Origin of the sequence: Dickeya ananatis (assembly GCF_019464615.1) — a bacterium.
GTDB classification, from domain to species: domain Bacteria; phylum Pseudomonadota; class Gammaproteobacteria; order Enterobacterales; family Enterobacteriaceae; genus Dickeya; species Dickeya oryzae.
In genome coordinates this window covers 3,865,679-3,891,688 of sequence record NZ_CP040816.1, presented here as the reverse complement: position 1 = coordinate 3,891,688, position 26,010 = coordinate 3,865,679, and the positions used below count along the sequence as shown (strand labels likewise).

At 55.6% G+C, this 26,010-nt stretch carries 23 protein-coding genes; 13 read left to right on the top strand and 10 right to left on the bottom strand.

What is annotated here, in order from left to right; all coding sequences use genetic code 11:
* Window positions 1-187 precede the first annotated feature (187 nt).
* Complete coding sequence (acuI, locus tag FGI04_RS17305) at window positions 188-1,174, bottom strand: acrylyl-CoA reductase (NADPH) (RefSeq protein WP_407322146.1); 987 nt, start codon at window positions 1,172-1,174, stop codon at window positions 188-190.
* 152 nt (window positions 1,175-1,326) lie between these two features.
* Between acuI and csrD the strand changes: the two genes are divergently transcribed.
* The 8 genes from csrD to tldD all read left to right on the top strand — a co-directional run bounded on the left by csrD (window position 1,327) and on the right by tldD (window position 13,863).
* A complete protein-coding gene (gene csrD / locus FGI04_RS17300; RefSeq protein WP_342699019.1) occupies window positions 1,327-3,273 on the top strand; it encodes an RNase E specificity factor CsrD in 1,947 nt (648 codons plus the stop codon).
* A 314-nt stretch (window positions 3,274-3,587) separates the two neighbouring features.
* Entirely contained in the window at window positions 3,588-4,631 is a 1,044-nt protein-coding gene (mreB, locus tag FGI04_RS17295; RefSeq protein ID WP_012883014.1) for a rod shape-determining protein MreB, read from the top strand.
* A 102-nt stretch (window positions 4,632-4,733) separates the two neighbouring features.
* Entirely contained in the window at window positions 4,734-5,864 is a 1,131-nt protein-coding gene (gene mreC / locus FGI04_RS17290; RefSeq protein WP_342698990.1) for a rod shape-determining protein MreC, read from the top strand.
* The gene (mreD, locus tag FGI04_RS17285; protein ID WP_434964870.1) at window positions 5,861-6,349 is read left to right on the top strand and encodes a rod shape-determining protein MreD; all 489 of its coding nucleotides are present in this window, start codon (window positions 5,861-5,863) and stop codon (window positions 6,347-6,349) included. Before mreC ends, mreD begins: the two co-directional genes overlap by 4 nt.
* Window positions 6,350-6,373: 24 nt before the next feature.
* A complete protein-coding gene (locus FGI04_RS17280) occupies window positions 6,374-6,967 on the top strand; it encodes a Maf family protein (RefSeq protein WP_342698989.1) in 594 nt (197 codons plus the stop codon).
* Complete coding sequence (gene rng, locus FGI04_RS17275) at window positions 6,957-8,426, top strand: ribonuclease G (RefSeq protein WP_342698988.1); 1,470 nt, start codon at window positions 6,957-6,959, stop codon at window positions 8,424-8,426. Before FGI04_RS17280 ends, rng begins: the two co-directional genes overlap by 11 nt.
* A gap of 108 nt (window positions 8,427-8,534) precedes the next feature.
* Window positions 8,535-12,371 carry an AsmA2 domain-containing protein YhdP gene (gene yhdP / locus FGI04_RS17270; RefSeq protein ID WP_407337359.1) on the top strand — a complete coding sequence of 1,279 codons (3,837 nt, stop codon included), beginning with the start codon at window positions 8,535-8,537 and terminating at the stop codon, window positions 12,369-12,371.
* 46 nt (window positions 12,372-12,417) lie between these two features.
* On the top strand, window positions 12,418-13,863 hold the full coding sequence (tldD, locus tag FGI04_RS17265; RefSeq protein ID WP_342698987.1) for a metalloprotease TldD: 1,446 nt from the start codon (window positions 12,418-12,420) through the stop codon (window positions 13,861-13,863).
* Between the two features lie 83 nt (window positions 13,864-13,946).
* Here the strand turns inward: tldD and aaeR are convergent, their stop codons facing one another.
* Window positions 13,947-14,891 carry an HTH-type transcriptional activator AaeR gene (gene aaeR, locus FGI04_RS17260; protein WP_407274411.1) on the bottom strand — a complete coding sequence of 315 codons (945 nt, stop codon included), beginning with the start codon at window positions 14,889-14,891 and terminating at the stop codon, window positions 13,947-13,949.
* Window positions 14,892-15,237: 346 nt separating this feature from the next.
* Here aaeR and aaeX point away from each other — a divergent pair, with 346 nt between their 5' ends.
* The 3 genes from aaeX to aaeB are packed head-to-tail and all read left to right on the top strand — an operon-like array spanning window position 15,238 to window position 18,361.
* Window positions 15,238-15,441, top strand: coding sequence for a p-hydroxybenzoic acid efflux pump operon protein AaeX (gene aaeX, locus FGI04_RS17255; protein WP_342698985.1), 204 nt, complete (start codon window positions 15,238-15,240; stop codon window positions 15,439-15,441).
* 31 nt (window positions 15,442-15,472) lie between these two features.
* Window positions 15,473-16,396 carry a p-hydroxybenzoic acid efflux pump subunit AaeA gene (gene aaeA, locus FGI04_RS17250; RefSeq protein ID WP_407337358.1) on the top strand — a complete coding sequence of 308 codons (924 nt, stop codon included), beginning with the start codon at window positions 15,473-15,475 and terminating at the stop codon, window positions 16,394-16,396.
* A 12-nt stretch (window positions 16,397-16,408) separates the two neighbouring features.
* Window positions 16,409-18,361 carry a p-hydroxybenzoic acid efflux pump subunit AaeB gene (aaeB, locus tag FGI04_RS17245; protein WP_407274412.1) on the top strand — a complete coding sequence of 651 codons (1,953 nt, stop codon included), beginning with the start codon at window positions 16,409-16,411 and terminating at the stop codon, window positions 18,359-18,361.
* A 6-nt stretch (window positions 18,362-18,367) separates the two neighbouring features.
* On the opposite strand, the gene FGI04_RS17240 is transcribed toward aaeB, so the two are convergent.
* A complete protein-coding gene (locus FGI04_RS17240; RefSeq protein WP_407274413.1) occupies window positions 18,368-18,868 on the bottom strand; it encodes a DUF1543 domain-containing protein in 501 nt (166 codons plus the stop codon).
* A 115-nt stretch (window positions 18,869-18,983) separates the two neighbouring features.
* Between FGI04_RS17240 and FGI04_RS17235 the strand changes: the two genes are divergently transcribed.
* Window positions 18,984-19,610, top strand: a complete 627-nt coding sequence (locus FGI04_RS17235; protein WP_407274414.1) for a LysE family translocator — start codon at window positions 18,984-18,986, stop codon at window positions 19,608-19,610.
* Window positions 19,611-19,670: 60 nt separating this feature from the next.
* Here the strand turns inward: FGI04_RS17235 and yjgA are convergent, their stop codons facing one another.
* Complete coding sequence (gene yjgA, locus FGI04_RS17230; RefSeq protein WP_016943110.1) at window positions 19,671-20,219, bottom strand: ribosome biogenesis factor YjgA; 549 nt, start codon at window positions 20,217-20,219, stop codon at window positions 19,671-19,673.
* Window positions 20,220-20,409: 190 nt separating this feature from the next.
* Here yjgA and pmbA point away from each other — a divergent pair, with 190 nt between their 5' ends.
* On the top strand, window positions 20,410-21,750 hold the full coding sequence (gene pmbA, locus FGI04_RS17225) for a metalloprotease PmbA (protein WP_029456542.1): 1,341 nt from the start codon (window positions 20,410-20,412) through the stop codon (window positions 21,748-21,750).
* Between the two features lie 62 nt (window positions 21,751-21,812).
* Here the strand turns inward: pmbA and rnk are convergent, their stop codons facing one another.
* The 6 genes from rnk to rpoN form a co-directional block, all read right to left on the bottom strand.
* Window positions 21,813-22,223 carry a nucleoside diphosphate kinase regulator gene (rnk, locus tag FGI04_RS17220; RefSeq protein WP_016943108.1) on the bottom strand — a complete coding sequence of 137 codons (411 nt, stop codon included), beginning with the start codon at window positions 22,221-22,223 and terminating at the stop codon, window positions 21,813-21,815.
* A gap of 190 nt (window positions 22,224-22,413) precedes the next feature.
* Window positions 22,414-22,686 carry a PTS phosphocarrier protein NPr gene (gene npr / locus FGI04_RS17215; RefSeq protein WP_015848125.1) on the bottom strand — a complete coding sequence of 91 codons (273 nt, stop codon included), beginning with the start codon at window positions 22,684-22,686 and terminating at the stop codon, window positions 22,414-22,416.
* Window positions 22,683-23,537 (bottom strand): RNase adapter RapZ, encoded by an 855-nt coding sequence (gene rapZ / locus FGI04_RS17210; RefSeq protein WP_012883031.1) that lies wholly within the window; start codon window positions 23,535-23,537, stop codon window positions 22,683-22,685. The genes npr and rapZ overlap by 4 nt, the downstream gene beginning before the upstream one ends.
* A 137-nt stretch (window positions 23,538-23,674) precedes the next feature.
* Complete coding sequence (ptsN, locus tag FGI04_RS17205; RefSeq protein WP_016943107.1) at window positions 23,675-24,166, bottom strand: PTS IIA-like nitrogen regulatory protein PtsN; 492 nt, start codon at window positions 24,164-24,166, stop codon at window positions 23,675-23,677.
* Window positions 24,167-24,259: 93 nt separating this feature from the next.
* Window positions 24,260-24,547 (bottom strand): ribosome hibernation promoting factor, encoded by a 288-nt coding sequence (gene hpf, locus FGI04_RS17200; protein WP_016943105.1) that lies wholly within the window; start codon window positions 24,545-24,547, stop codon window positions 24,260-24,262.
* A gap of 24 nt (window positions 24,548-24,571) precedes the next feature.
* The gene (gene rpoN / locus FGI04_RS17195; protein ID WP_342698980.1) at window positions 24,572-26,005 is read right to left on the bottom strand and encodes an RNA polymerase factor sigma-54; all 1,434 of its coding nucleotides are present in this window, start codon (window positions 26,003-26,005) and stop codon (window positions 24,572-24,574) included.
* Window positions 26,006-26,010 lie beyond the last annotated feature (5 nt).

The window sequence follows — 26,010 nt, the reverse complement described above, 5'->3', positions numbered from 1 at the left end:
TTGATTATTGGTGTCAGGCTGGGGATTCGCGTTAACGCTACGCCCTGCTGGTGAGTGATGGGCGTGGGAGCAGTATGCGGCGAAATAATGTGGCGGGGAATCGTTCTTTTTTAGCGGGCGGTATATTTTACCGGCTTTTACAAAATAGGAATAAAGACGGGCGAGAGATGGCCCGTCCCGAGGGTTTTCAGTGTGCGCTAGCGATGCGCACCAGCGTACGGCCGGTTACCCGGTTTTCCAATAGTGCGGCGGCGGTGGCGGGAACCTGCTCCAGCGAGATTTCCTGAGTCACCTGCTCGTAGAAAGAGGCGGGCAGCAGTGTCGCCAGACGACGCCAGGCTTCCTGACGACGTGCGCGTGGCGTCATCACCGAATCGACACCTTGCAGGCGTACGTTGCGCAGAATGAATGGCATCACCGTGGTGGGCAGTGAGACGCCTGCCGCCAGCCCGCAGGCGGCAACGGTGGCACCATAATGCATTTGGGCCAGCAGCGTCGCCAGTACCTGGTCGCCTGCAGTGTCGATAGCCCCCGCCCAACGCTGTTTTTCCAGTGGTCGACCGGTTGCGGCGAATTCTGCGCGGTCCAGTACCTGATGAGCACCAAGTTGTTGCAGATAGGCGCTATTGTCCGCCCGGCCGCTGATAGCCGTTACCTGATATCCCAATGCATGCAACAGTGCAACGGCGGTGCTACCGACGCCGCCGCTGGCACCGCTGACGACCACATCACCGCTCGCCGGGGTGACGCCCCCCTCTTCCAGTGCCATCACGCACAGCATCGCGGTAAACCCGGCGGTGCCGATGATCATCGCCTGACGCGGTGTCAGGCCCTGTGGCAATGGCACCAGCCAGTCAGACTTGACGCGGGTCTGTTCTGCCAGGCCACCCCAATGATTTTCACCCACGCCCCAACCGGTCAGTACCACAGACTGCCCGGCCTGAAAATCCGGATGAGCGCTATGGCGCACGGTGCCGGCAAAATCGATGCCCGGCACCATCGGGAACTGGCGAATGATTTTACCTTTGCCAGTAATCGCCAGCGCATCCTTATAATTGATGCTGGACCAATCGACGTCGACAGTGACATCGCCATCAGGTAATTGTGATGGTTCAATAGTGCTAACGTTGGCCACTGTCCGGCCATCTTGCTGCCCGAGCACGATTGCACGCATAAAAACTCTCCTTATCGGGGACAAAAATAGAGGTAAATCATTTAAGGACTATATTTGTAACGGGTAGTATGCGAACTGATAAATCGCAAACAACACACAAAGTCTCTCATGAAAGCACTTTTCAATTCATTGATACGGAGTTAGGCGCAGGGATGGGGTTGACTGCCAGAATATCAATAGTAATGACGCTGCTGACGACACTGGCCGTGGGTTTGGTGTTGGCCAGTAGCATTTTTAGTTTTGTGTGTTATAGCCAGCAACGGATGGATCATCAGCTCAGGGCCGTGGCGGCGAGTATTGATCAGGCTCTGTTGGTTCAGGCCCCCGATAATATCCAGTTCTGGTTGCCCGCGGTGATGAAGGCGGCTGGCATTGTGGAACTGGAACTGCGCGACGGCCATGAACGGCTCTACTGGCTACGGTTACCAGAGGTGGTGTCTGAAGGTGGGGAGCGGGCCTTGCTGTACCGTCACACCAGCTTATCGCTGTTGCACCACGCGGACGTAAAGGTCAACGTCACCTACGTTGATCCGTTATTTGGCATGCCACGCTATCTTAAATCCACGTTGTCGATTGTGCTGACGATACTGCTGATCGCGATAATCGTCTTTCATGGCGTGCGCTGGTTGCGACGGCAGATGGCTGGGCAAGAACAGCTGGAGGCGCGCGCCCGGCGGATTTTGGCCGGTGAACGCGATACCGTGATGCATGGCTCGGTGCATGAGTGGCCTGCAATGGCCAGCGGCGCGCTGGACCAATTGCTGCTGGATTTGGCGGAAGCGCGTGAGGCCCGTAGTCGGGTCGATACCCTGATTCGATCATTCGCGGCGCAGGATTCGCAAACCGGCTTGAATAACCGGTTATTTTTTGAAAATCAGCTCGCGACGCAACTGGACGACACGGAAGATGTCGGCACCCATGGTGTGGTGATGATGATCCGCCTGCCAGACTTTGACACCCTGCAGGAAACACACGGTTATGGCGGGGTGCTGGATGAGTATCGCAATACCCTGATTAACCTGTTGTCTACGTTTGTTTTACGCTACCCCGCCGCGCTGCTGGCGCGCTATTACCACAGCGATTTCACGGTACTGCTGCCGCATTGCAACCTGAAAGAAGCGGATAGCATCGCCAGCCAACTGGTGAAAGCCATCGATATCTTGCCGACGACCTCACTTATCGATCGGGAAGATATTTTACACATCGGCATTTCTGCCTATCACGGCGGGCAAAGTACCGAACAGGTAATGGAAAGTGTGGAGGACGCGACCCGTAACGCGGTATTACAAGGGGGGAATGGTTGGTGTGTATATGACCGACGGGTACCGGAAAAAGGCCGGGGTAGCGTGAGGTGGAGAACGCTGCTGGAACACACCTTGTTGCGTGGCGGGCCGCGTCTGTATCAAAAACCGGCGATTACCCGTGAAGGCGAGGTACACCACCGGGAAATGTTTAGCAGAATTTATGATGGCACCCAGGAATTGCTGGAGGCTGAGTACATGCCGCTGGTGCGTCAGCTTGGCCTAACCTCCGGTTATGACCGACAGTTGATCAGCCGGGTGATTGCCCTGACGGTCAGTTGGCAGGATTCGGTACTGGCTTTCCCCATTACGGTGGATTCGCTGTTGCAACGGCCGTTCCTGCGCTGGCTGCGCGAAACCTTACTCCAGTGTCCGAAAAAGCAACGTACGCGATTATTGTTTGAACTTGCCGAGGCGGATGTGTGTCAATATATCGGCCGTTTGCGTCCGATACTGGCGATGATAACGGGTCTGGGTTGCCGACTGGCGGTGACGCAGGCCGGGCTGACGCTGGTCAGCACCGCCTACATCAAGTCGTTACAGGTGGAGGTGATCAAGCTCCATCCGGGGTTGGTGCGTAGTCTGGATAAGCGGCCGGAGAATCAGCTGTTTGTCAGCAGCCTGACCGAAGCGTGCAAAGGCACAAACGCGCATGTGTTCGCCTCCGGTGTGCGTACGCGAGAGGAGTGGCAGACATTGCTGGATAAAGGCGTTTGCGGCGGACAGGGTGATCTGTTCGCGTTGTCGGAACCGGTGAGTAACACGCTGAAAAAATATTCACCACGCACGCATGTTTGATGTCAAAATCCGAATAAACTAGCGTAGAATGTCGGCGCCATAGCGTCGCTGACCGGTTTGCTGAACGGGCTGGCACGCACGAAAATGTTAGATTTTATGTCGGTGGTTCGTGCAATTTTCGGGGGCAGCTCGCGAGAACCCCAGTCGCTGCCAGAAGGATCGCTGTTCTGCAGGCATTCATTATCATGGCAATTTACGTAAACATCATTTTTTCACCGTAGCAGAGCCGGTTAGCGCCTTGTCGCTGCTGCGTGTGGTTGGTACAGTAAGCGGATTTCATTTCCGCCCCCAGCTTGCAGGATTATCCTTTAGTTATGTTTAAGAAATTTCGTGGCATGTTTTCCAACGACTTGTCCATCGACCTGGGTACCGCCAATACCCTGATTTATGTAAAAGGACAAGGCATTGTACTGAACGAGCCTTCCGTGGTGGCTATTCGCCAGGATCGTGCCGGTTCTCCTAAAAGCGTGGCCGCCGTTGGTCATGAAGCCAAACAAATGTTGGGCCGTACACCGGGTAATATTGCAGCCATTCGTCCGATGAAAGACGGCGTGATCGCCGATTTCTTCGTTACCGAAAAAATGCTGCAGCATTTCATCAAGCAGGTGCACAGCAACAGCTTTATGCGCCCGAGCCCGCGTGTGCTGGTGTGTGTGCCGGTAGGTGCAACCCAGGTTGAACGTCGTGCTATCCGCGAATCCGCTCAGGGCGCTGGCGCCCGTGAAGTGTTCCTGATCGAGGAACCGATGGCGGCTGCAATCGGTGCAGGTTTGCCGGTATCTGAAGCAACCGGTTCTATGGTGGTGGATATCGGTGGTGGTACGACCGAAGTCGCGGTGATCTCCCTGAATGGCGTGGTGTACTCCTCCTCTGTACGTATCGGCGGTGACCGTTTCGATGAAGCCATCATCAACTATGTACGCCGTAACTACGGCTCGTTGATCGGTGAAGCTACCGCTGAACGTATTAAGCATGAAATCGGTTCTGCCTATCCGGGCGACGAAGTGCGCGAAATCGAAGTGCGCGGTCGTAACCTGGCGGAAGGCGTACCGCGCGGTTTCAACCTCAACTCCAATGAAATTCTGGAAGCGTTGCAGGAACCGCTGACCGGTATCGTTAGCGCCGTCATGGTGGCACTGGAGCAATGCCCGCCGGAACTGGCGTCCGATATTTCTGAGCGCGGTATGGTGTTGACCGGCGGTGGCGCGTTGCTGCGCAACCTCGATCGCCTGCTGATGGAAGAAACCGGCATTCCGGTCGTGGTGGCGGAAGACCCGTTGACCTGCGTTGCGCGCGGCGGTGGTAAAGCGTTGGAAATGATCGACATGCATGGCGGCGATTTGTTCAGCGAAGAATAAACCGGCCAGAATAAATAAGGGGGACCTATCGCATGGATGAAAATCTGTTGGATTCATCCCGCGTGGTAGCCCCCTTTTTATTGTCGAGGAATACGCAATTTTATGAAGCCGATTTTTAGCCGGGGCCCCTCCCTGCAACTGCGCCTTTTTCTTACTGTCATTACCGCAATTGTGATTATCTTTGCTGACAGTCGGCTCGGTACGTTTGTCAAAATCAGAACGTACATGGACACTGCCGTCAGCCCCTTCTATTTTCTGGCTAATGGCCCGCGTGCCATGCTGGATAAACTGTCTGCCGATCTGACCTCCCGCGAGCAACTGGAGCGTGAAAACACAGCGCTGCGCCAGGAATTGTTGCTGAAAAACAGCGATCTGCTGTTGATGGGGCAATTCCGTCAGGAAAATGCCCGCTTGCGTGAACTGCTGGGCTCCCCGCTGCGTCAGGAAGAGCAGAAGATGGTCACGCAGGTGCTCTCCTCGGGTACCGATCCTTACAGTGATCAAGTGGTGATCGACAAAGGGAATGTCAACGGTGTGTACGAAGGGCAGCCAGTCATCAGTGATAAAGGTGTGGTGGGTCAAGTTGTCGCAGTAGGGCAATTTACCAGCCGCGTACTGCTGATTTGCGACGCCTCTCATGCGCTGCCGATTCAGGTGCTGCGCAACGATATCCGCGTTATCGCCGCCGGTAATGGCTGCAACGAAGATTTGCAACTGGAACACCTGCCCAACAATACCGACATCCGGGTGGGCGATGTCCTGGTCACCTCCGGTTTGGGAGGTCGTTTTCCGGAAGGGTACCCGGTCGCCGTGGTCTCATCCGTGAAAGTGGATACTCAGCGTGCTTATACGGTGATTCAGGCACACCCTACTGCTGAATTGCAGCGTTTGCGTTACCTGTTGCTGATGTGGGGCGTAGACAGCAATTCCCGTGCTGCGTTGCCGCCAGATGAGGTGCATCAGGTGGCGAATGAGCGTCTGATGCAGATGATGCCGCATGTACTGCCATCGCCGGAAGAAATGGGGCCGCCTGCGCCGCCGTCAGCCAATACGCCAGCGCCTGATTTTGTCGGCCCGCCCGCACCGCCTGCGAAAGCTGCTCCAGCGAAAGCGTCACCGACGAGATCCTCATCCGTGAAAACGAATGGTAATGCTCCATCTAAACCGACGAGTCAGGCGCCGCCGCCGCAGGGAACGACGCCTGCGCCCGCTACGTCGGGAGGAAACCGATGAGTAGCTATCATCGTCAAGGTTACTGGATTATCTGGCTCTCTTTTCTGGTCGCGATGGTCTTGCAGATTATGCCCTGGCCGGACGATCTTTATATGTACCGTCCTTCCTGGTTGACGCTGGTGTTGATTTACTGGGTGATGGCGTTGCCGCACCGGGTCAACGTCGGAACCGGGTTTGTTCTGGGTATTGTAACCGACCTGATTCTCGGTTCTACGCTGGGGGTTCGGGCATTGGGGCTTAGCATCGTCGCCTATCTGGTGGCGTTCAAATTCCAGTTGTTCCGTAACATGGCGTTATGGCAGCAGGCGTTGATCGTTATGCTGCTGTCGCTGGTGCTGGATTTAGTGGTGTTTTGGGCTGAGTTCCTGGTGATCAATGTCTCTTTACGACCGGAAATTTTCTGGAATAGTGTGGTCGACGGGGTGTTGTGGCCGTGGCTGTTCCTGCTGATGCGCAAGATTCGTCGCCAGTTTGCTATTCAATAACCAGAAAATAATAAGAGAAATGTGATGATCGATCTGTATCTGGCTTCTGCGTCGCCCCGCCGTCGAGAGTTGCTAACCCTGCTGGAGTTGTCGTTCGATATCGTGAAGACTGATGTCGCTGAGCAACGTCAGCCCGGTGAGGCGCCGGAACAGTATGTCAGCCGTCTGGCGCACGACAAGGCGTCGGCTGGCGTCGCGGCGGCACCGCTGGATTTACCGGTGCTGGGTGCGGATACGATTGTGGTGCTAAACGGTCAGGTGCTGGAAAAACCTCGGGATGAAGACGATGCCGCTCGCATTCTGCGATCGTTGTCGGGTCAGCGTCATCAGGTGATGACGGCGCTGACGCTGGCAGACCGCAGTGAGAGCGTATCGGCGCGTGTCGTCACCGAGGTGCAATTCCGCACGCTTACCGATGACGAGATCAGACGCTATATCGCCAGTGGCGAACCGATGGATAAAGCGGGCGCTTACGGTATTCAGGGAAAAGGCGGATGTTTCGTTAAATCGATTTTCGGGAGTTACCACGCCGTGGTAGGGTTGCCATTGGTGGAAACGCTTGAATTGTTCACACATTTTTCTGCACAGCGTAAAGAACGAGGAACCCATGACCGCTGAATTGCTGGTAAATATTACCCCTTCAGAAACGCGTGTTGCCTATATTGACGGCGGCATCTTGCAGGAAATCCATATTGAACGTGAAGCCCGGCGCGGGATTGTCGGCAATATTTATAAAGGTCGCGTTAGCCGTGTGTTGCCGGGGATGCAGGCTGCCTTCGTCGATATCGGTCTGGATAAGGCGGCGTTTCTGCATGCGTCCGATATCATGCCGCATACCGAATGCGTAGCGGGCGACGAGCAGAAAAACTTTCATGTACGCGATATCGCCGAGCTGGTGCGTCAGGGGCAGGATTTAATGGTTCAGGTGGTGAAAGACCCGCTTGGCACCAAAGGCGCGCGCCTGACCACCGATATCACGTTGCCGTCGCGTTATCTGGTTTTCATGCCGGGTGCTTCGCATGTCGGCGTCTCTCAGCGTATTGAAAGTGAAGCTGAGCGCGAACGCCTGAAAAAGACGGTGGCCGATTACTGCGACGAGCAAGGCGGTTTTATTATCCGTACCGCTGCTGAAGGCGTGGGTGAAGAAGAACTGGCACAGGACGCGGCGTTCCTCAAGCGCCTGTGGACCAAGGTGATGGAGCGTAAAAAACGCAACCAGACCAAGTGTAAATTATATGGCGAACTGGCGCTGGCACACCGTATTTTGCGGGATTTTGCCGGTGCATCGCTGGATCGCATCCGCGTTGATTCGAAGCTGACGTACGATTCCCTGCTGGAATTCACCGCGGAATACATTCCGGAAATGACCAGCAAGCTGGAGCACTACAGCGGCAAACAGCCAATTTTCGACCTGTACGACGTCGAAAACGAGATTCAGCGGGCGCTGGATCGCAAAGTGGAACTGAAATCCGGTGGCTACCTGATTATCGACCAGACGGAAGCGATGACCACCATCGACATCAACACCGGTGCGTTTGTAGGTCACCGCAATCTGGACGAAACCATTTTTAACACCAATATCGAAGCGACGCAGGCGATCGCTCGTCAGCTTCGGCTGCGCAATCTGGGTGGCATTATCATCATCGATTTCATCGATATGGCGAATGAAGATCACCGCCGCCGCGTACTGCATTCGCTGGAGCAGGCACTCAGCAAGGATCGGGTCAAAACCGGTATCAGCGGCTTCTCTCAATTGGGACTGGTGGAGATGACGCGCAAGCGCACCCGTGAGAGCATAGAACATGTGTTATGCAGCGAGTGTCCAACCTGCCACGGTCGTGGGTCGGTCAAAACCGTGGAAACCGTGTGCTATGAAATCATGCGCGAAATCGTGCGTGTGCATCATGCCTATGACTCTGATCGTTTCCTGGTCTACGCTTCACCTGCGGTGGGCGAGGCACTGAAAAGCGACGAATCACATGCGCTGGCGGAAGTGGAAATTTTCGTCGGTAAGCAGGTTAAGGTTCAGATAGAACCCCTGTACAGTCAGGAACAGTTTGATGTGGTCATGATGTAACGTCATGCCGCCCGTCGCCGGATACCGGTTGCGGGTTTTCTCTGTGACGGTTTTCGCTCGTCGCCGGTGATGAATAATGAGGAGACAGGTGTGAGGCGACTGCCCGGCATAAAGCGATTGCCTGGAATAGTAGCAGCGACGGGGGCCGTTCTGGTTGTGCTGGCCGCGTTGCTGGTCAGCGGCCTGAGAATGGTGCTGCCGACGTTGGATACTTTCCGGCCACAGATCGTGGCCTGGGCACAGTCTGCCACTGGTTTGCCGATGGAAGTGGATAGCCTCAGCGGCAGTTGGGAAACCTTTGGGCCGACGCTGGATATTACTAACCTGCGTATTCATCATCCCGATGCCGAGTGGCAATCCGAACGCATTTCAGTGGCGCTGGATGTCTGGCAGTCATTGCTGCATTTGAAGTGGAAATTCCGCGATCTTACGTTTTATCACCTGCAACTCGACCTCAAAAAACCGATCGACCCTGAGAGACAGCGCACCCGTAGCTGGGAGCCGGATCAACTTGGCTCACTGTTTCTGCGCCAGTTCGATCACTTCGATCTACGCAATAGCCGCATCCGCTTTCTGACTCCGTCGGGCACTCAGGCTGAGTTACAAATCCCCCAATTGACCTGGCTGAACGGTAAAAACCGACACCGTGCGGAAGGGCAGATTAGTTTATCGAGTTTCAATGGCCAACACGGTGTGGTGCAGGTCCGCATGGATTTGCGTGATGAACAAGGCTGGCTGAATAACGGCGTGGTGTATTTGCAAGCTGATAACATCGATATGAAACCGTGGCTGGGCCGTTGGATCCGTAGTAACACCGGTCTGGAGAGTGCCAGGTTCAGTCTGGCTGCCTGGTTGCAGGTGCGAGAAGGCGATGTCTACGGCGGCGATCTACTGCTCAATCAGGGGGATGCCAGTTGGCGCGATGGCGACACATTGCATCAGTTAGGGGTTAACGGCCTGGCATTGCACGTCAGTCGTTACCAGAGCGGCTGGCAGTTGGATGTACCGTCGTTGAATCTGTCCACGGATGGTGTCGCGTGGCCGAAAGGGCAACTGTCTGCGCTGTGGCTGCCAGAAGATAACCAACTGCTGGGGCCTGATCGTTCCGCTGAATTGCGTATTCGTGGTCGTCATCTGGCGCTGGAGCGGCTGGGGCCGTTGCTGCCGCTGCTTAGTACCACCACGCCGGAGTTAAAAACCCGCTGGCAGGCGTTGCAACCGCAAGGGCAACTGACCACGCTGGCGTTGGATATTCCGTTACAACAGCCGGAGCAAACCCGTTTTCAGGTGAGCTGGCAGGATGTCGGTTGGAAAAACTGGCAATTGTTGCCAGGTGCGAATCATGTCTCTGGTGACGCGCTCGGGAGTCTGGCGCGCGGGCGGACGCAGGTGAGCCTGACGCAGAGCACGTTGCCGTATCAGGACATGTTCCGTGCACCGCTGGATATCCAGCAGGCGAACGCCACGCTGGACTGGCGTAATGATGCACAAGGCTGGGAATTGTGGGGGCAGGGGCTGGATGTGCGCTCCCATTCGCTGTGGGCCAATGGGGATTTCCATTACCGTCACCCGGCTCAGGGGGAACCCCGGCTGGATATTCTTGCCGGGATCCGGCTTGGTGATGCGGCTGACGCCTGGCGCTACTACCCCGAGCTTTTTATGGGCAAAAACCTGGTGGATTACCTGACCGGTGCTATCAAATCAGGTCAGGTGGACAACGCCACACTGGTATTCGCGGGGAATCCGGCGCAGTTTCCGTTCGAGCATCAGGAAGGGCAATTTCAGGTTTGGGTGCCGCTTGAGAAATCACGCTTTGAGTTTCAGCCCGGCTGGCCTGCGCTGGATAACCTGAATATCACACTGAATTTCCTTAACAACGGCTTGTGGATGCAGGCACCGCAGATAAAGCTGGGCGATGCCGACGGGCGTAACATCAACGCCATCATTCCGGATTACAGCAAAGAGAAGCTGTTGATCGACGGCGATATCAGCGGAAGCGGTAAAGAAGTGAGCGATTACTTCGCTCAAACACCTATGAAGGACTCGATTGGCAGTGCGCTGACGCAAATTCAGATTGGCGGAGAGGTTCAGGGGAACCTGCATCTGGATATTCCGCTCAATGGTGGGCAGGTAAAAGCCAGTGGTGATGTTGCGTTAAATAATAACCCGCTGTTTATCAAGCCATTGGATGTCTCTCTCCAGTCAGTCAGCGGGCGGTTCCACTACGATAACGGTAATCTTGCCAGCCAGACGTTGCAGGCGCGCTGGCTTGATCAGCCGCTCACGTTCAACTTTTCGACCCAGGAGCAGGAAAAGGCGTTTCTGGTGAATGTTGGGTTACAGGGCAGTTGGGCGTTGTCCCGCCTGCCGGGGCTGCCCAAACCGGTAGCCGCGTCGTTAGACGGCAATACCGGCTGGCAGGGCACCGTACAGGTCACACTGCCACGTCGCGGCCCTGCCAGTTATGACGTTGCCGTGCAGGGCGATCTCAAGGAAGTAAGTAGCCACTTACCGTCGCCCTTGAATAAAGCGGGAGGCAGCGCACTGGGGCTCCAGGTGAACGCCAAAGGGGATGAACGTGGTTTCTCGCTTGGCGGTACCTTGGGGAAAAAACAGTCTTTCAACAGCCAGTGGTTGCTTAAAGATAGCAAAGTCATGCTAGTGCGAGCCGCCTGGCAGGAAGGCGCGAAACCGCCTTCGCTGCCGGACGATTCATCGCTGACATTGGTATTGCCACCGCTGGATGGCGAGCGCTGGCTGGCGCTGCTGCCCGGCGTGCGCAACGCAGCTAGCACGCAGGCCGGGGTCAGCCGTTTCCAGTGGCCGGAGCGGGTAGTGCTGACGACGCCGGAATTGAAGGTACTGGGCCAGCAGTGGCATGACCTGATGTTTACCAGTCGTACCCAGAACGGCGGCCGTGAAATCACCGCCACCGGTAGGGAGATTGACGGCCGATTGCTGATTCCCGCTGCCGGACAGTGGCGCAGCGATGTGCGCTATCTGTATTACAACCCGCAATGGCAGGGGGACGATGCCACCAACCCAGCCGCGCTGGCGGAGAAAAAATCACCGCTCAACGATCCCAGTATTCGCTTTGAAGACTTACCGGCACTGCAATTTGAGTGCCGTGAATGCTGGCTGATGGGGCAGAATATCGGGCAGGTGAGAGGCGCATTACAACCGGAACCCAACAAGCTGGTGCTGACCAATGGGCTGGTTGATAACGGCAAAGCCAAATTAACGCTGGATGGCAGCTGGCAGGAAAGCGGCGAAGGTACCCGCACGGCGATAAAAGGGCAGTTGTCTGGCAACAGCCTGAGTGACAACGCCGACTGGCTGGGGCTGGCAACACCGTTGCGTGCAGGGGCATTCAAAATCGACTATGACCTGTACTGGCGCGGCTCGCCGTGGGCACCGCATATCCCGAGCCTGAGCGGTATTTTGAAAACCGATATCGGCAAGGGTGAGATTGTTAACGTCGGTACCGGTCAGGCCGGGCAATTATTACGTCTGGTGAGTTTCGATGCGCTGCTGCGTAAGCTACAGTTTGATTTCAGCGATACGTTCGGTAAAGGGTTTTACTTTGATTCGGTTCGCAGCACGGCGTGGATAAAAGATGGCGTGCTACACACCGATAATCTGCTGGTGGACGGCCTCGAAGCGGATATCGCCATGAAAGGTGATGTTGACCTGGTGAAGCGTGATATTTCGATGGAGGCGGTGGTGGCACCGGAAATTTCCGCTACTGTCGGTGTGGCCACGGCCTTTGCGGTGAACCCGGTTATCGGGGCGGCGGTCTTTGCCGCCAGTAAAGTGCTGGGGCCGCTGTGGAGTAAAATTTCCCTGATTCGTTACCACATTTCCGGTAGTGTGGATCAACCGAAGATTCAGGAAGTAGTGCGTGAACCGCAAAAAGCCAACGCCGCCGGTGCGGCAGGCCAGTAACGGCGGTCTGGTTATCTGATGACATTGACAATAAGAGTGACATTCTATGAGTCTGACATTTGTCAGTGAGCAATTACTCACGGCCAATAAACTGAGCCATCAGGATTTACAGTCCATTCTGGGCACGTTGAGTGAGCGGCGTCTTGATTACGCCGATCTGTATTTTCAGTCGAGCTACCACGAATCCTGGGTGCTGGAAGACCGTATCATCAAGGACGGCTCCTGGCATATCGATCAAGGGGTAGGGATCCGCGCTATCAGCGGGGAAAAGACCGGTTTTGCCTACGCCGATCAGATAACGCTCAATGCGTTGCAGCAAAGCGCGCAGGCGGCGCGCAGTATTGTGCGTGAGCAGGGCAACGGCACGGTGAAAACGCTGGGTGAGGTGCCGCATCGTGGTTTGTACCCGCAGGCCAATCCACTGGATAGTCTGAGTCGTGAAGAGAAGATTGCCCTGTTGCAACGTGTTGACGCCACCGCCCGAGCAGCCGATTCGCGCGTGCAGGAAGTCACTGCCAGTTTAACCGGCGTGTATGAACTGGTGTTGGTGGCCGCTACCGACGGCACGCTGGCGGCGGATGTCCGTCCGTTGGTACGCTTATCCGTCAGTGTGTTGGTGGAAGAGGATGGCCGCCGTGAACGTGGTTCGAGCGGTGGTGGCGCACGTACGGGTTACGATTATTTCTGGCAGCAGGCCGATGGCGAAGCGCGGGCGGAAGCCTGGGCTAAAGAAGCGGTGCGTATGGCGCTGGTGAATTTGTCGGCGGCCGCGGCACCTGCCGGGTCGATGCCGGTTGTGCTGGGCGCAGGCTGGCCGGGCGTGTTGTTGCACGAAGCTGTCGGGCACGGTCTGGAAGGCGATTTTAACCGTCGTGGTACCTCGGTGTTCAGCGGTCAGGTCGGCAAACTGGTGGCGTCTGAGCTGTGTACGGTGGTGGATGATGGCACGCTGGAAGGGCGTCGCGGTTCACTGGCGATGGATGATGAGGGCGTTCCCGGTCAATACAATGTGCTGATCGAGAATGGCATTCTCAAAGGCTACATGCAGGATAAACTGAATGCCCGTCTGATGGGCGTCGCACCGACCGGCAACGGCCGCCGCGAGTCTTATGCGCACCTGCCGATGCCAAGGATGACCAACACCTACATGCTGGCAGGTCAATCGACCCCCGAGGAGATCATCGCCAGCGTGGAATATGGTCTGTATGCGCCGAACTTTGGCGGTGGTCAGGTGGATATCACCTCCGGTAAATTTGTGTTCTCCACGTCTGAAGCGTATTTGATTGAGAAGGGACGCGTTACCACGCCGGTGAAAGGGGCGACGTTAATTGGCTCTGGCATTGAGGCCATGCAGCAGATCTCGATGGTCGGCAACGATTTGGCGCTGGATAGAGGCGTCGGGGTGTGCGGCAAAGAAGGGCAAAGCCTGCCGGTGGGCGTCGGCCAGCCAACGTTGAAGCTGGATAGCATCACGGTAGGCGGTACCGCCTGAGTGAAGCGATGCAACTAGACGTGATGCAACTAGAAGTTATGCAACTAAGAGTATGAATGCAGGCCGCCTTTGCGCGGCCTGCGTTATTTCTGCGGTAACCCGGTTTGCGGGTGCTCCTGTCGGTATCCCTGATAAATCAGCGCCACCTTGTTGAAGTACTCGGTCAGGTAGTTGATGCACACCTGTACTTTTAACGGCAGATTGTCGCGGCGGGTATAAAGCGCGTATACCGGGCGTGGATCGGAGTGGTAGCGCGAAAAGAGGATCTCTATCTCTCCACGTTTGATCTCTTCAAATACCCACATTAGCGGCACATAAGCGATGCCAGCGCCGTTTTTCACCCAGCGAATCAACGTAACCGGATCATTGGTGACGAAGCGCCCTTGCGGCGTCAGCCGGGTGGTGATGCCCTCCGGGGCGATCAGTTCGAATTCGCTGTCCGGGCGGACGCTGTATTCGAGCCAGGACGCGTTGCTCACATCACCGGGCTTTTCTGGCGCGGCATGCTGCGCCAGGTAGCTTTTGGCGGCGCAAACCACCATCGGCATCGAACCAAGGCGAGTGCTGTACAGGCTGGAATCCTGCAACGCACCAACCCGAATAACGATATCCAGCCCATCGGCAATCAGGTCCGGTGCCGGAATGCCACATACCAGATTAACCGATAATCCGGGGTACTCCTTGAGCATTTCTGTGGTCATCGTGGCCAGTACGTTTTGCGCCATGGTGGAGGAACTGCCGATGCGTAAGGTACCGATTGGCGTGTTATTGAACGCGTATAACTGCTCATGGACTTCCTGTGCTTCGTGCAGCATACGTCGGCAGCCGTGATAATAGATCCTACCCGCTTCTGTCAGCCCGATGCTACGGGTGCTGCGATTGAGCAGTTTCACCTGTAGCTCATCTTCCAGCCGGGTCACCGTCTGACTGACGGCGGAGACGCTCATCGCCAGTTGGCGTGCAGCGGCGGTGAACGAGCCGAACTCCACCACTTTGGCGAACACTGACATACTCTTTAATCGTTCCATTGTTAACCCTGGCTTAAAAGTGATTTAGATCACGCTGCGTAGATAACACAATAATAACGTTTCATAATATAGCTTGTCTGGCTACAACGCGTGGCCTCGATTACCCGTCTTCACTGCTTTGGTTGTTTCAAAGGGTTAAAAACGCTGATGTAGCATGGTAAGCGATACCCATTACATCAGAACCCACCATCGCGATTATTCAGTTAATGCTCGGTCTTTATTCGTCGGCAATCCTGTTGGCGGAAACGGACATTCATTCTGTTTTCACCGCCTCCTCGTTGTTTCGCCAGAGGGGGGAGAGCAGCAGACGCGGTAAGGGGGATATGGGGAATAGAAGGAAAAGAGGATGAATTCACTCCCGGTTATGGTGCTGTTTGGTTTGTCGTTTCCACCGGTATTTTTTGTACTGCTGGTGGCGCTGGCGTTATTTTTTGTCTGCATCCGGTTGCTGCATCCCACGGGGATTTATGACCTGGTGTGGCACCCGGCTTTGTTTAATACCGCACTGTTTATCTGCCTGTTCTATCTGCTGTTCCGTTTCGGTCTTTGAGGTTGTTGTGAAAACATCTGTTGTGAAAGTGATGATCAAAAAATTCAGTCGCATGGCAATAACACTGTTACTGGTGTTGTTGGCAGCGGTAGCACTGGTGCGCGTATGGTCGTTTTACACCGAATCCCCCTGGACGCGTGACGCCCGTTTTAGTGCCGATGTCGTCGCGATAGCCCCCGATGTCAGCGGTCTGCTGACCGAGGTAAAAGTGCAGGATAACCAGCCGGTGAAACAAGGCGATGTGTTGTTCGTTATCGATCAACCACGTTACCAGCAGGCGCTGGAAGAGGCTCAGGCTGATGTGGGCTATTATCAGGCGCTGGTCGATGAGAAAAAACGAGAGTCGGCGCGCCGTTTACACCTCGGCGTGCAGGCGATGTCGCGTGAGGAAATAGAACAATCCGGCAATGCGTTGCAGACCACGCAGCACCAACTGGCGAAGGCACAGGCTGAACTGGAACAGGCGAAACTTGATTTGGCGCGCACGGTGGTGAGAGCCCCGTCGGATGGCTGGGTCACCAATTTACATGTGCATGCCGGTGAATTCATTACCCGTGGTTCTACGGCGGTGGCGCTGGTGAAGAAAGATTCGTTCTATCTGCTGGCCTACATGGAAGAAACCAAACTGGCGGGTGTACGCCCCGGTTATCGGGTGGAAATCACGCCGCTGGGCAGCAACCAGATTTTGTTCGGCTCGGTGGACAGCATAGCGGCGGGGGTCACCAACAGCAGCAGTTCCTCTGATAGCAAAGGTCTGGCGACGGTGGACTCCAATCTGGAATGGGTACGGCTGGCGCAACGGGTACCGGTAAAAATTCGCCTCGATCAGCAATGGGGCGACCTGTATCCGGCTGGAACCACCGCCACTGTGGTGGTGACCGGTGAACATACCCGCAACACCACGCCGATGTCGCCGCTGCTGCAACTGCTACACCGCCTGCGTGAGTTTGGCTAAGCGAGTCTTCTTATGATCAACAGACCCGCGTTTTTGCGCTTGCGGTTTGCGTTCAAACTCAGCACCGCCATCGTATTGTCGCTGGTGCTGGGTTTTCACCTGCAACTGGAAACCCCGCGCTGGGCGGCATTGACCGCTGCCATTGTGGCGGCCGGTCCGGCTTTTGTGGCTGGCGGAGACCCGTTTTCTGGTGCCATTCGTCACCGTGGCATGCTCAGGGTGATCGGCACGTTTATCGGCTGTATTGGGGCATTGGTGATTATCATCGCCACTGTTCGGGCTCCCGCATTGATGCTGCTGTTGTGCTGCTTGTGGGCCGGTGTTTGTGTATGGATTTCGTCGCTGGTAAAAGTAGAGAACGCTTATGTGTTTGCGCTGGCGGGATACACGACGCTGATTATTGTCGTGACCAGCCAGAGCGAGCCGTTGCGTATTTTGCAATTTGCGGTGGAACGATGTAGCGAAATCGTGCTGGGTATCGTTTGTGCCATTCTGGCTGACCTGCTGTTTTCGCCCCGATCGATCAAACAGGAGATCGACCGTGCGGTGGAAGAGCTGTTGGTGGGACAATACCACTTGCTGCAACGTTGCGTGAATGGCATATCAAAAGAGGAACTGGACGTCGTCTGGAATGGTCTGGTGCGTAAAACGCATGCCATCAACGGGATGCGTAGTGTACTGATGATGGAGTCGTCACGCTGGCAGGGTGCCAGCCGCCGTATAACCACGCTGTTGACCCAATCCTGGGTCATGATTACCCAGGCGTGCGAAACCCGCCTGACGCAGCAAGACCGCCCAGATGCCGTCAAAGGGGCGATCGCCGTGATGCTGGAACAACCGGCAGAGACCCCCGCCGACGTACAGCGGCGTTTACGGCAGTTACGCCACCTGGCAGCGGCGCACAGCCGCAGTCTGCCGCCAACACTGGTGAGCTGGCTGGGGGCGGCGGCACGCTACCAATTATTGGCGAAAGGCGTGAAAACTAACGTACGCATCAGCCAGAGTGAAGCGGCATTACTGGAGGCTGATATCCCGGTCAAGGCCAGTTCGGCGGAAACCCACCATGCCATGATCAACGGCGTGCGTACGACGGTCGCCACAGGACTTGGATGCTTGTTCTGGTTGTGGACCGGCTGGACATCAGGCAGCGTTTGTATGGTGATGCTGGCGGTAGTGACCTCGCTGGCGATGCGCTTACCCAATCCACTGGTGGCGGCGAAAGACTTTCTGATCGGTACGCTGGTGGCACTGCCGCTAGGCGCGCTGATGTTCATGCTGGTACTGCCGTCTACCCAGCAAAGCCTGCTATTACTGTGTCTGAGCCTCGGTGGTGTCGCGTTTGTGATAGGCATTGAGGTACAGAAACGACGTTTGGGGTCGTTGGGGGCGTTGGCCAGTACCATCAACATTATGGTACTCAGCAACCCGATGCAGTTCAATCTGTCCCAGTTTCTGGATAATGCGATTGGTCAGGTGATTGGCTGTATTCTGGCATTGAGCGTTATCCTGCTTATTCGTGACAATACCCGCGAGCAAACGGGCCGTACACTGCTTAACCGGTTCGTGTTTGGTGCAGTATCGGCGTTGTCGACCCGTCCGGCACGGCGTCAGGAGAACCACCTGCCCGCGCTGTACCAACACCTGTTTTTGTTGCTCAACCTGTTTCCCGGTGAAATCGGCAAATATCGTCTGGCGCTGTCGCTTATCATGATGCACCAGCGCCTGCGGACGTTGGTGCTGCCGGTTAGCCCGACGCTGTCCGCTTTTCACCGTCAGATGAGAGCGACGGCCGAGCAGGTCATCGGCGCGACTCGCGATCGTAGCCTGCATTTTTCCCGACTACTGGCACAAATGGATGAGTATCAGCAACTGTTACGCGACCATCAGGTGTCGGATGAGGCGATTGAGGCGGTTGGCCGGCTCACCGTGTTGTTGCATCGCCATCAACATGCGCTCGGCGACTAAACCGCATTACAGTGGATGGTAACCTTGCCACTGCGGTAGCGAAACCTGCCCGGCAGGGTTCGCGGATAGGTGGATATACCAGCGGTCCAGCAGCGTGAGCGGCAGGCAGTCGTCTACATCGCGCAGGTCGTCCTTGTGCTGCTGGAGTACATCGGTCAGTAGTGCCGCTTTGGCCCGTTGTCTAGCCTGCTCCGCGTTCGTTGCGACAAACAGCCCGAACTGATGCACTTCCGCCGGGTTGTGTGGTAGATAACCCCCCATATTGATGAACCAGAGTTTTTCTCTGCCCTGAAACGGCTGGCGGCTGAGCGTGATATCATAGCCGTCTGCCCAATGGCAGGGGGTATAGCTATCGACGTGGATCTGGTTCTTATCGCCGAACCAGTTGGCTTTTAAGAGGGGAAACCCATCTTGTGGGTGTTCCACCGCGGCGAACTGGATGTCATGCAATTCGATATTCGCACCCTGGGCGCGCCCGCCCACGTAATACATAAATAGCGTTGTCATGTGCCGTGGTTCCTCCTGGTTTGGGTCTGCTATTTTCGCTGTATTACTGATTGTGTAACAAAACGGTTGAATTAACCGCTTGTAAAATAAATTGATATCAACGGAAAACAGGATAATGACACTGCATCTTTGGCTGGTTTACCTCGGTGTGATCACCGTGTTGATTGCGGTTCCGGGGCCATCGGCCTTGCTCAGTATGACGCATGGTTTGCGCTACGGGCAACGACGTGCGTTGGCGACTATATTGGGCGGCGCGACCGGGTCACTGTTGTTAATGACCGCGTCGGCACTGGGGTTAGGGGCGGTGCTGGCCGCATCGGCGACGGCGTTTCTGGTACTAAAAGTCGTGGGGGCGCTCTACCTGATTTGGCTCGGTATTTCCGCCTGGCGGACGCAGGAAAACACCCTGACGCCTTCCTCTGAGGTAGAAGAGAGTGCACCAGGGGCGCTGGGGTTGTATCGACGTGGTTTTATGGTGGGCGTCAGTAATCCCAAAGACATCCTGTTTTTTGCCGCACTGTTTCCCAATTTTGTCGACACGGGTGCGCCGCAGGCGATGCAGTTTGCATTGCTGGCGTTGACCTGGGCGGTGCTGGATTGCAGCATCATGTTTACTTACGCCTGTATGGGGAGCCGTGTCTCCACGCTGTTTGCTCACCCACGACGCTTGCGGTTGTTTAACCGTGCGACCGGCACCCTGTTTATTTTTGCAGGTTCCGCACTGGTGGCATCAACCAAATAATTCCTCTACCCGGTGTCGGTGAGGCTGTTTGTCGGCAGTCTCACCGAGGCCGGTCTGAAATCACTCCGCTTCTGCCAGTTCGCGTAGATACTGGAAAATCTGCCGGGCTGATTTGGGGGGCTTGTTGGCCGCTTTTTCCTTTTGGGCGTTACGCACCAGCGAGCGCAGTTGCTGGCGGTCAGCCTGCGGGTAAAGCGCAAGGATGTCGGGAACTGCGCCATCACCTTCGGCTATCAACCTGTCGCGCAATTGCTCCAGCTTGTGGAACAGCGACACCTGCTGGTTATGGCGGTTACGCAGCTTGTCCAGTGCGGTCTGAATCGGCTCCGGGTCGCGGGCGCGCAGCATTTTGCCAATCAACTGCAACTGGCGGCGGCGGCCTTCTTTGGTGATGCGCTGCGCCAGCTCAATCGCGGCGCGCAGATCGTCATCCAGTGGAATGCGTTCCAGCGCGTTTTTACCCAGTTCGACCAATTCGGCACCCAGTGCTTTAAGGGCTTCGGCATCGCGTTTAATCTCGCTTTTGCTGACCCAGATTATCTCTTCGTCTTCATCGTCCTGGCTGGCGTCAGGAATCTCGTCCTGCCAGTCTTCGGGATGTTTGTTCATGGTAGCTCCCCAATAAAAGAGGCTGATCCTATCAGGTTATGGGCTTTGTGCGAAATTGTCCGCCGATCCTGTTAGACTCAATCACAGGTTACCTCATGGTAAAACTGAGGTCAGGTAACGAATAGCAGGCGGACGGCATTCGTTGCATCATAGATTATCTGAATGTTTTCTTACTCATTATGGCAAATCGATGACAATAATCACTCAGGTTGCAGAACAGCGTAAAGTGCTGGAACAGGCGGTATCACAGGCGCTGGAACTGGCCCGTGCCGGTTCTGATGCGGCGGAAGTTGCCGTCACGAAAACAACCGGTATCAGCGTCAGCTCCCGGTATGGTGAAGTTGAAAACGTCGAATTCAACAGCGATGGCGCGCTTGGCATTACCGTCTACTATCAGCAGCGTAAAGGCAGTGCATCATCCACAGATATGAGTCCGGACGCTATCGCACGCACGGTGCAGGCGGCGCTGGATATTGCTCGTTATACCTCGGTTGACCCTTTTGCCGGCCCTGCAGACAAGGAACTGCTGGCGTTTGACGCGCCAGACCTGGATTTATTCCACCCCGCGGAACTGGATGCCGATCGCGGTATCGAACTGGCCGCCGCCGCCGAGCAGGCGGCGCTGAAAGCCGATAAACGCATCACCAATACCGAAGGCGGCAGCTTCAACAGTCACTACGGTATCAAGGTATTCGGTAACAGCCACGGTATGCTGCAGAGCTACTGCTCCAGTCGCCATTCCATGTCGGTTAGCGTCATTGCCGAGCACAACGGCGATATGGAGCGCGATTACGCTTACACCATCGGTCGTGCGCTGGGCGACTTGCAATCCCCGGCATGGGTGGGGCAAGAGTGTGCGCGCCGTACACTGGCACGTCTGTCACCGCGTAAGCTGGCGACGATGCAGGCCCCGGTGATGTTCGCCGCCGAGGTGGCAACCGGTCTGTTCGGTCATTTAGTCGGTGCTATCAGCGGTGGCAACGTCTACCGGAAATCCACTTTCCTGTTGGATAGCCTGGGCAAACAGATTTTGCCGGAATGGCTGACTATTCAGGAGTTGCCGCATTTGCGCAAAGGGCTGGCCTCCACGCCGTTTGACAGCGAGGGCGTGCGTACCGAACAGCGGGATATAGTCAAAGACGGCGTGCTGCAAACCTGGTTGCTGACGACCTATGCGGGTCGGAAGTTGGGCATGAAGAGCACCGGCCATGCGGGTGGCATTCATAACTGGCACATTGCCGGACGTGGGCTGGATTTTGACGGCATGCTCAAGGAACTGGGTACCGGCCTGCTGGTCACCAGCTTGATGGGGCAAGGGGTCAGCGCGGTAACCGGGGATTATTCCCGCGGTGCTTCCGGTTTCTGGGTAGAAAACGGCGAAATTCAGTACCCGGTGAGTGAAATCACGATTGCCGGTAACCTGAAAGATATGCTGCGTAATATGGTGACCATCGGGGATGATATCGAAACGCGCAGCAACATCCAGTGCGGTTCGGTGTTACTGCCGTCGATGAAGATTGCCGGGGTATAACGGCTGGCTTTACTGATCGGCTGCCCGATGTCAGGGCAGCCGTTTGGCAGATAACCGCCAGATTAGCGGTGGTACTCACCTGCTGCTTCCGGCTGGTAGAGCAGTTCAATCACTTCAATACGCGTTTCTTCGCCGTTAGGCAGCGGCCACGCAATGCTGTTGCCGACATGCATGCCGAGCAGTGCCGCCCCCAACGGTGCCATGACCGAAATTTGTTCCCGGCTGTCCTTCAGGCTGGCCGGATAGACCAGCGTGCGGATATGTTCTTCTGCGGTGAGTAGATCGCGGAACCGGACTCTGCTGTTCATGGTGACGACATCAGCGGGCATCTCGACCGGCTGAACAATGTCCGCCCGATCCAGTTCCTCGCTCAGAGCCTGCGCAACCTCTGTATCGGCAAAAGCGGGTTGTTCCAGCAGCGCATCCAGGCGTTCGGCATCCAGCTCGCTAATCGTCAGGTGCGGTTTGTCCATATGTTTCTCCAGTTTTTGCAATAGCAGATAACAACACCCCCGCCGTGAAGGGCAGGGGCATAAATGGGTATAAGTTAATCCGATGGTATCAGGGATGCAGGGAACTTACCGCATAAAAACGTACCGCATAAACAGGAATCGACAGGGATCACAGATGGCGACTTGCGCCATCGGAGGGGACAGCAGCAGATTAATCTTCGTCAAACCCGGCTTCAAACAGCTGAATGACCGCGGCCAGCGCTTGCTCTTCATCCGGTCCGGTGACTTCCACTTCGATATGGCGGCCTTTGGCTGAATCCAACATCAGCATGGCAATGACGCTACTGGCATCAGCTTCGGTGCCGCTTTCGTTGCGTAGTAACACCTCAGCATCAAAACTTTGCACCAGCTCGAACAGTTTCATGGCCGGTCGCGCGTGCATCCCTAAGCGGTTTTTCACTTCAACAGTTTGCCTGACGGTCATGATTTACGTTTTTCCAGCGTTCGGTGGCGTGATTGCACATTCTTGCCACGGGAGCGAAAGTAGTCCGCCAGTTGTTCTGCGATGTAGACGGAGCGGTGTTTACCGCCAGTACAACCGATAGCGACGGTAAGATAGCTGCGATTGTTGGTTTCCAGCATCGGCAGCCACAGTTCCAGGTAGCTGCGGGTCTGATAAATAAAATTGTGGACTTCAGTGTGCCGGTCAAGAAATGCCGCCACCGGTTTATCCAGACCTGTCATCGGACGCAATTTGGGATCCCAGTGCGGGTTTGGCAGAAAACGCACGTCAAACACGTAGTCGGCATCAATCGGAATACCATGTTTGTAGCCGAACGACTCAAATACCATTGTCAGTTCACGCTCGCGCTTGCCGAGCAAACGGGTACGCAACATTTCCGCCAGTTCATGTACCGACATTTCCGACGTATCGATGATAAGGTCGGCACGGGAGCGCAGCGGCTCCAGCAGGTCATTTTCTTCGTCGATAGCGCTTTCCAGCGACAGGTTTTTGCTGGAAAGAGGATGCAGACGGCGGGTGTCGCTGTAACGCCGAATCAGCGTGTTGCGATCAGCATCCAGAAACAGCAGTTGAGGCGAAAAACTCTGTGGCAGACGTGTCAGGGCATGTTCCAGCACTTCCGGCGTTTCCGGCAGGTTACGCACGTCAATGCTGACAGCGGCGGAAATATTCCGTTCCGCCAGCGTCTGCGCCAGCTCGGGCAACAGCACTACCGGCAGGTTATCTACACAATAGAAACCCATGTCTTCCAGCGCGCGCAAAGCTACGGATTTTCCCGAGCCTGAGCGACCACTGACAATCATCAGCACCATCTGACGACTCCCCCCTGGCAGCGGGATGGTGAATGTCCACCGCCACAGTTAGCTAACTTCGTTTTCCCGGCCAGGCCGGCATCTGTCAGGCTTACACCTGAGCCATTCATACGTTGGATAACGTCCGAAGCCTGCCGTCAGGGCTGGTCGGGCAGATCATCCGCTTCGATCATGATCTGATAGAGCTCTTCATCGCTTTGGGCAGCGCGCAGGCGCTTACACACGGTTTTATCCGCCAGTCGTTTGGCGACAAGCGATAGCGTATGCAAATGGGTTTTACATTGTTCAGTAGGAACCAGCAAGGCAAAAAGCAGATCGACCGGCTGGTTATCGATGGCATCAAACGCTATCGGTTGTTCCAGCTGGATAAAGACGCCGACTGCACCGAGCGTATTGTCGTCCTCCAGCTTGCCGTGCGGAATGGCGATACCATTGCCGATTCCGGTACTGCCCATGCGCTCCCGGGTCAGAATGGCTTCAAATACCATCTGCGGCGGCAAATTGAGCTGTCTGGCGGCCAGTTCACTGATAATTTCCAGCGCGCGCTTTTTGCTCTGACAGTGGACGGCGCTACGCGTGCACTCCTTACGGAGGACGGTGCTAAGTTGCATAACGGGCTCGTTGTTCATGATGCGTTCACTTAACGACACGGTTGCCTTCGGTTACCAGCCTGCCATAGAGCAAGCAGGCTGGTTGCTGTCCCTGCACCTGAAACGGCAACATCAGTGCTGTTTCAGTTTATCCTTATGTTTGTTTAACTGTCTTGCCAGCTTGTCGATCAGCAGATCGATGGCGGCATACATATCACCCGCTTCCGATGTGGCATGCAGTTCACCTCCGTTGACATGGATCGTGGCATCTGCAATGTGCAGGATCTTTTCCACTTTCAGTACCACGTACACCTGATTGATACGATCAAAGTATTGCTCAAGTTTGGCGAATTTTGAGGTCACGAATTCGCGCATAGCATCCGTGATTTCGACGTGGTGTCCGGTAATGTTAAGCTGCATATCGTCTTCCTTCTCATGTAGGGGTCAAACCAGCTGTTTACGTTGGTTTGACGGCGGGATAGATAAAGACTCTCGATACTTGGCGACAGTACGGCGGGCCACAATGATTCCCTGTTCGGAAAGCAGAGTAGTCAGCTTGCTGTCGCTCAGCGGTTTAGCGGGATTTTCCGCTGCAATAAGTTTTTTTACCAGCGCACGGATAGCGGTGGATGAGGCCTCGCCGCCGTTGTCGGTATTAACGTGGCTGGAAAAGAAATACTTCAGCTCAAAAATACCTCGCGGACTGTGCAGAAATTTCTGGGTCGTCACGCGGGAAATGGTGGACTCATGCATATCCACAGCCTGGGCGATATCCGCCAGCACCATGGGTTTCATACATTCTTCACCGTGTTCGAAGAACGCCTGTTGTTGCTCCACAATACAGCGGGTGACTTTCAGCAGGGTATCGTTACGGCTTTCCAGACTCTTGATCAGCCAGCGCGCTTCCTGCAAATGACTGCGAATGAACTGCCCGTCGCTGTCGTTACGCGCACTGTTGCCAAGAGCGGCATACTGTTGGTTGATTTGCAGTCGTGGCACGCTGTCGGTGTTGAGTTCTACCGTCCAGTGCCCCTGTACCTTGCGCACCAGGACGTCTGGTATGACATACTCGGATTCGCCGGTATTGATAGACTGCCCGGGGCGCGGATCCAGTGACTGAATCAGCGCCAACGCTTCTTTCAATACGTCTTCTTTGAGGCGACTGGTACGGATCAGGGTGCGGAAATCATGGTTGGCGAGCAAATCGAGATAGTCGCTGACAATCAGCCTGGCTTCGCTCAGGCGGGGAATGTCGCTGTTGAACTGCGATAGCTGTACCAGCAGGCATTCGCGCAAATCGCGGGCAGCCACGCCGACAGGGTCAAAACGTTGCACACGTTTGAGCACCGCCTCCACTTCTTCCAGCGTCACCTCTTCATTGCCGATGCTCTCACGGATGTCATCCAGCGATACCGTCAGGTAACCGGTGTTGTCCACCGCGTCGACGATGGACGTAGCGATAGCGGCATCGGTATCGGAAAACGGCGTCAGTTCCACCTGCCACATCAGGTAATCCTGCAGTGTCTGCGTGGTTTCACCCTGATAGACTGGTAATTCCTCATCACGGTAGTCAGTGCTGGTGCCAGAGGGCGTACCGGCGGTGTAGATTTCGTCCCAGGCGGCGTCGAGCGGTAACTCGTCGGGCATCTCTTTTTGTTCCAGCGCCTCGCGGGTGTCCAGCGTTTCGCTGTCACTGATTTCCTGAGTCTCTACTTCGTCATGAATATCGGCCTGCTCCAGCAACGGGTTGCTTTCCAGCGCCTGTTGGATTTCCTGCTGGAGTTCAAGCGTGGACAACTGCAGCAGGCGGATGGCCTGCTGTAACTGCGGTGTCATAGCCAGTTGCTGGCTGAGCCTGAGTTGCAAACCTTGCTTCATAACGC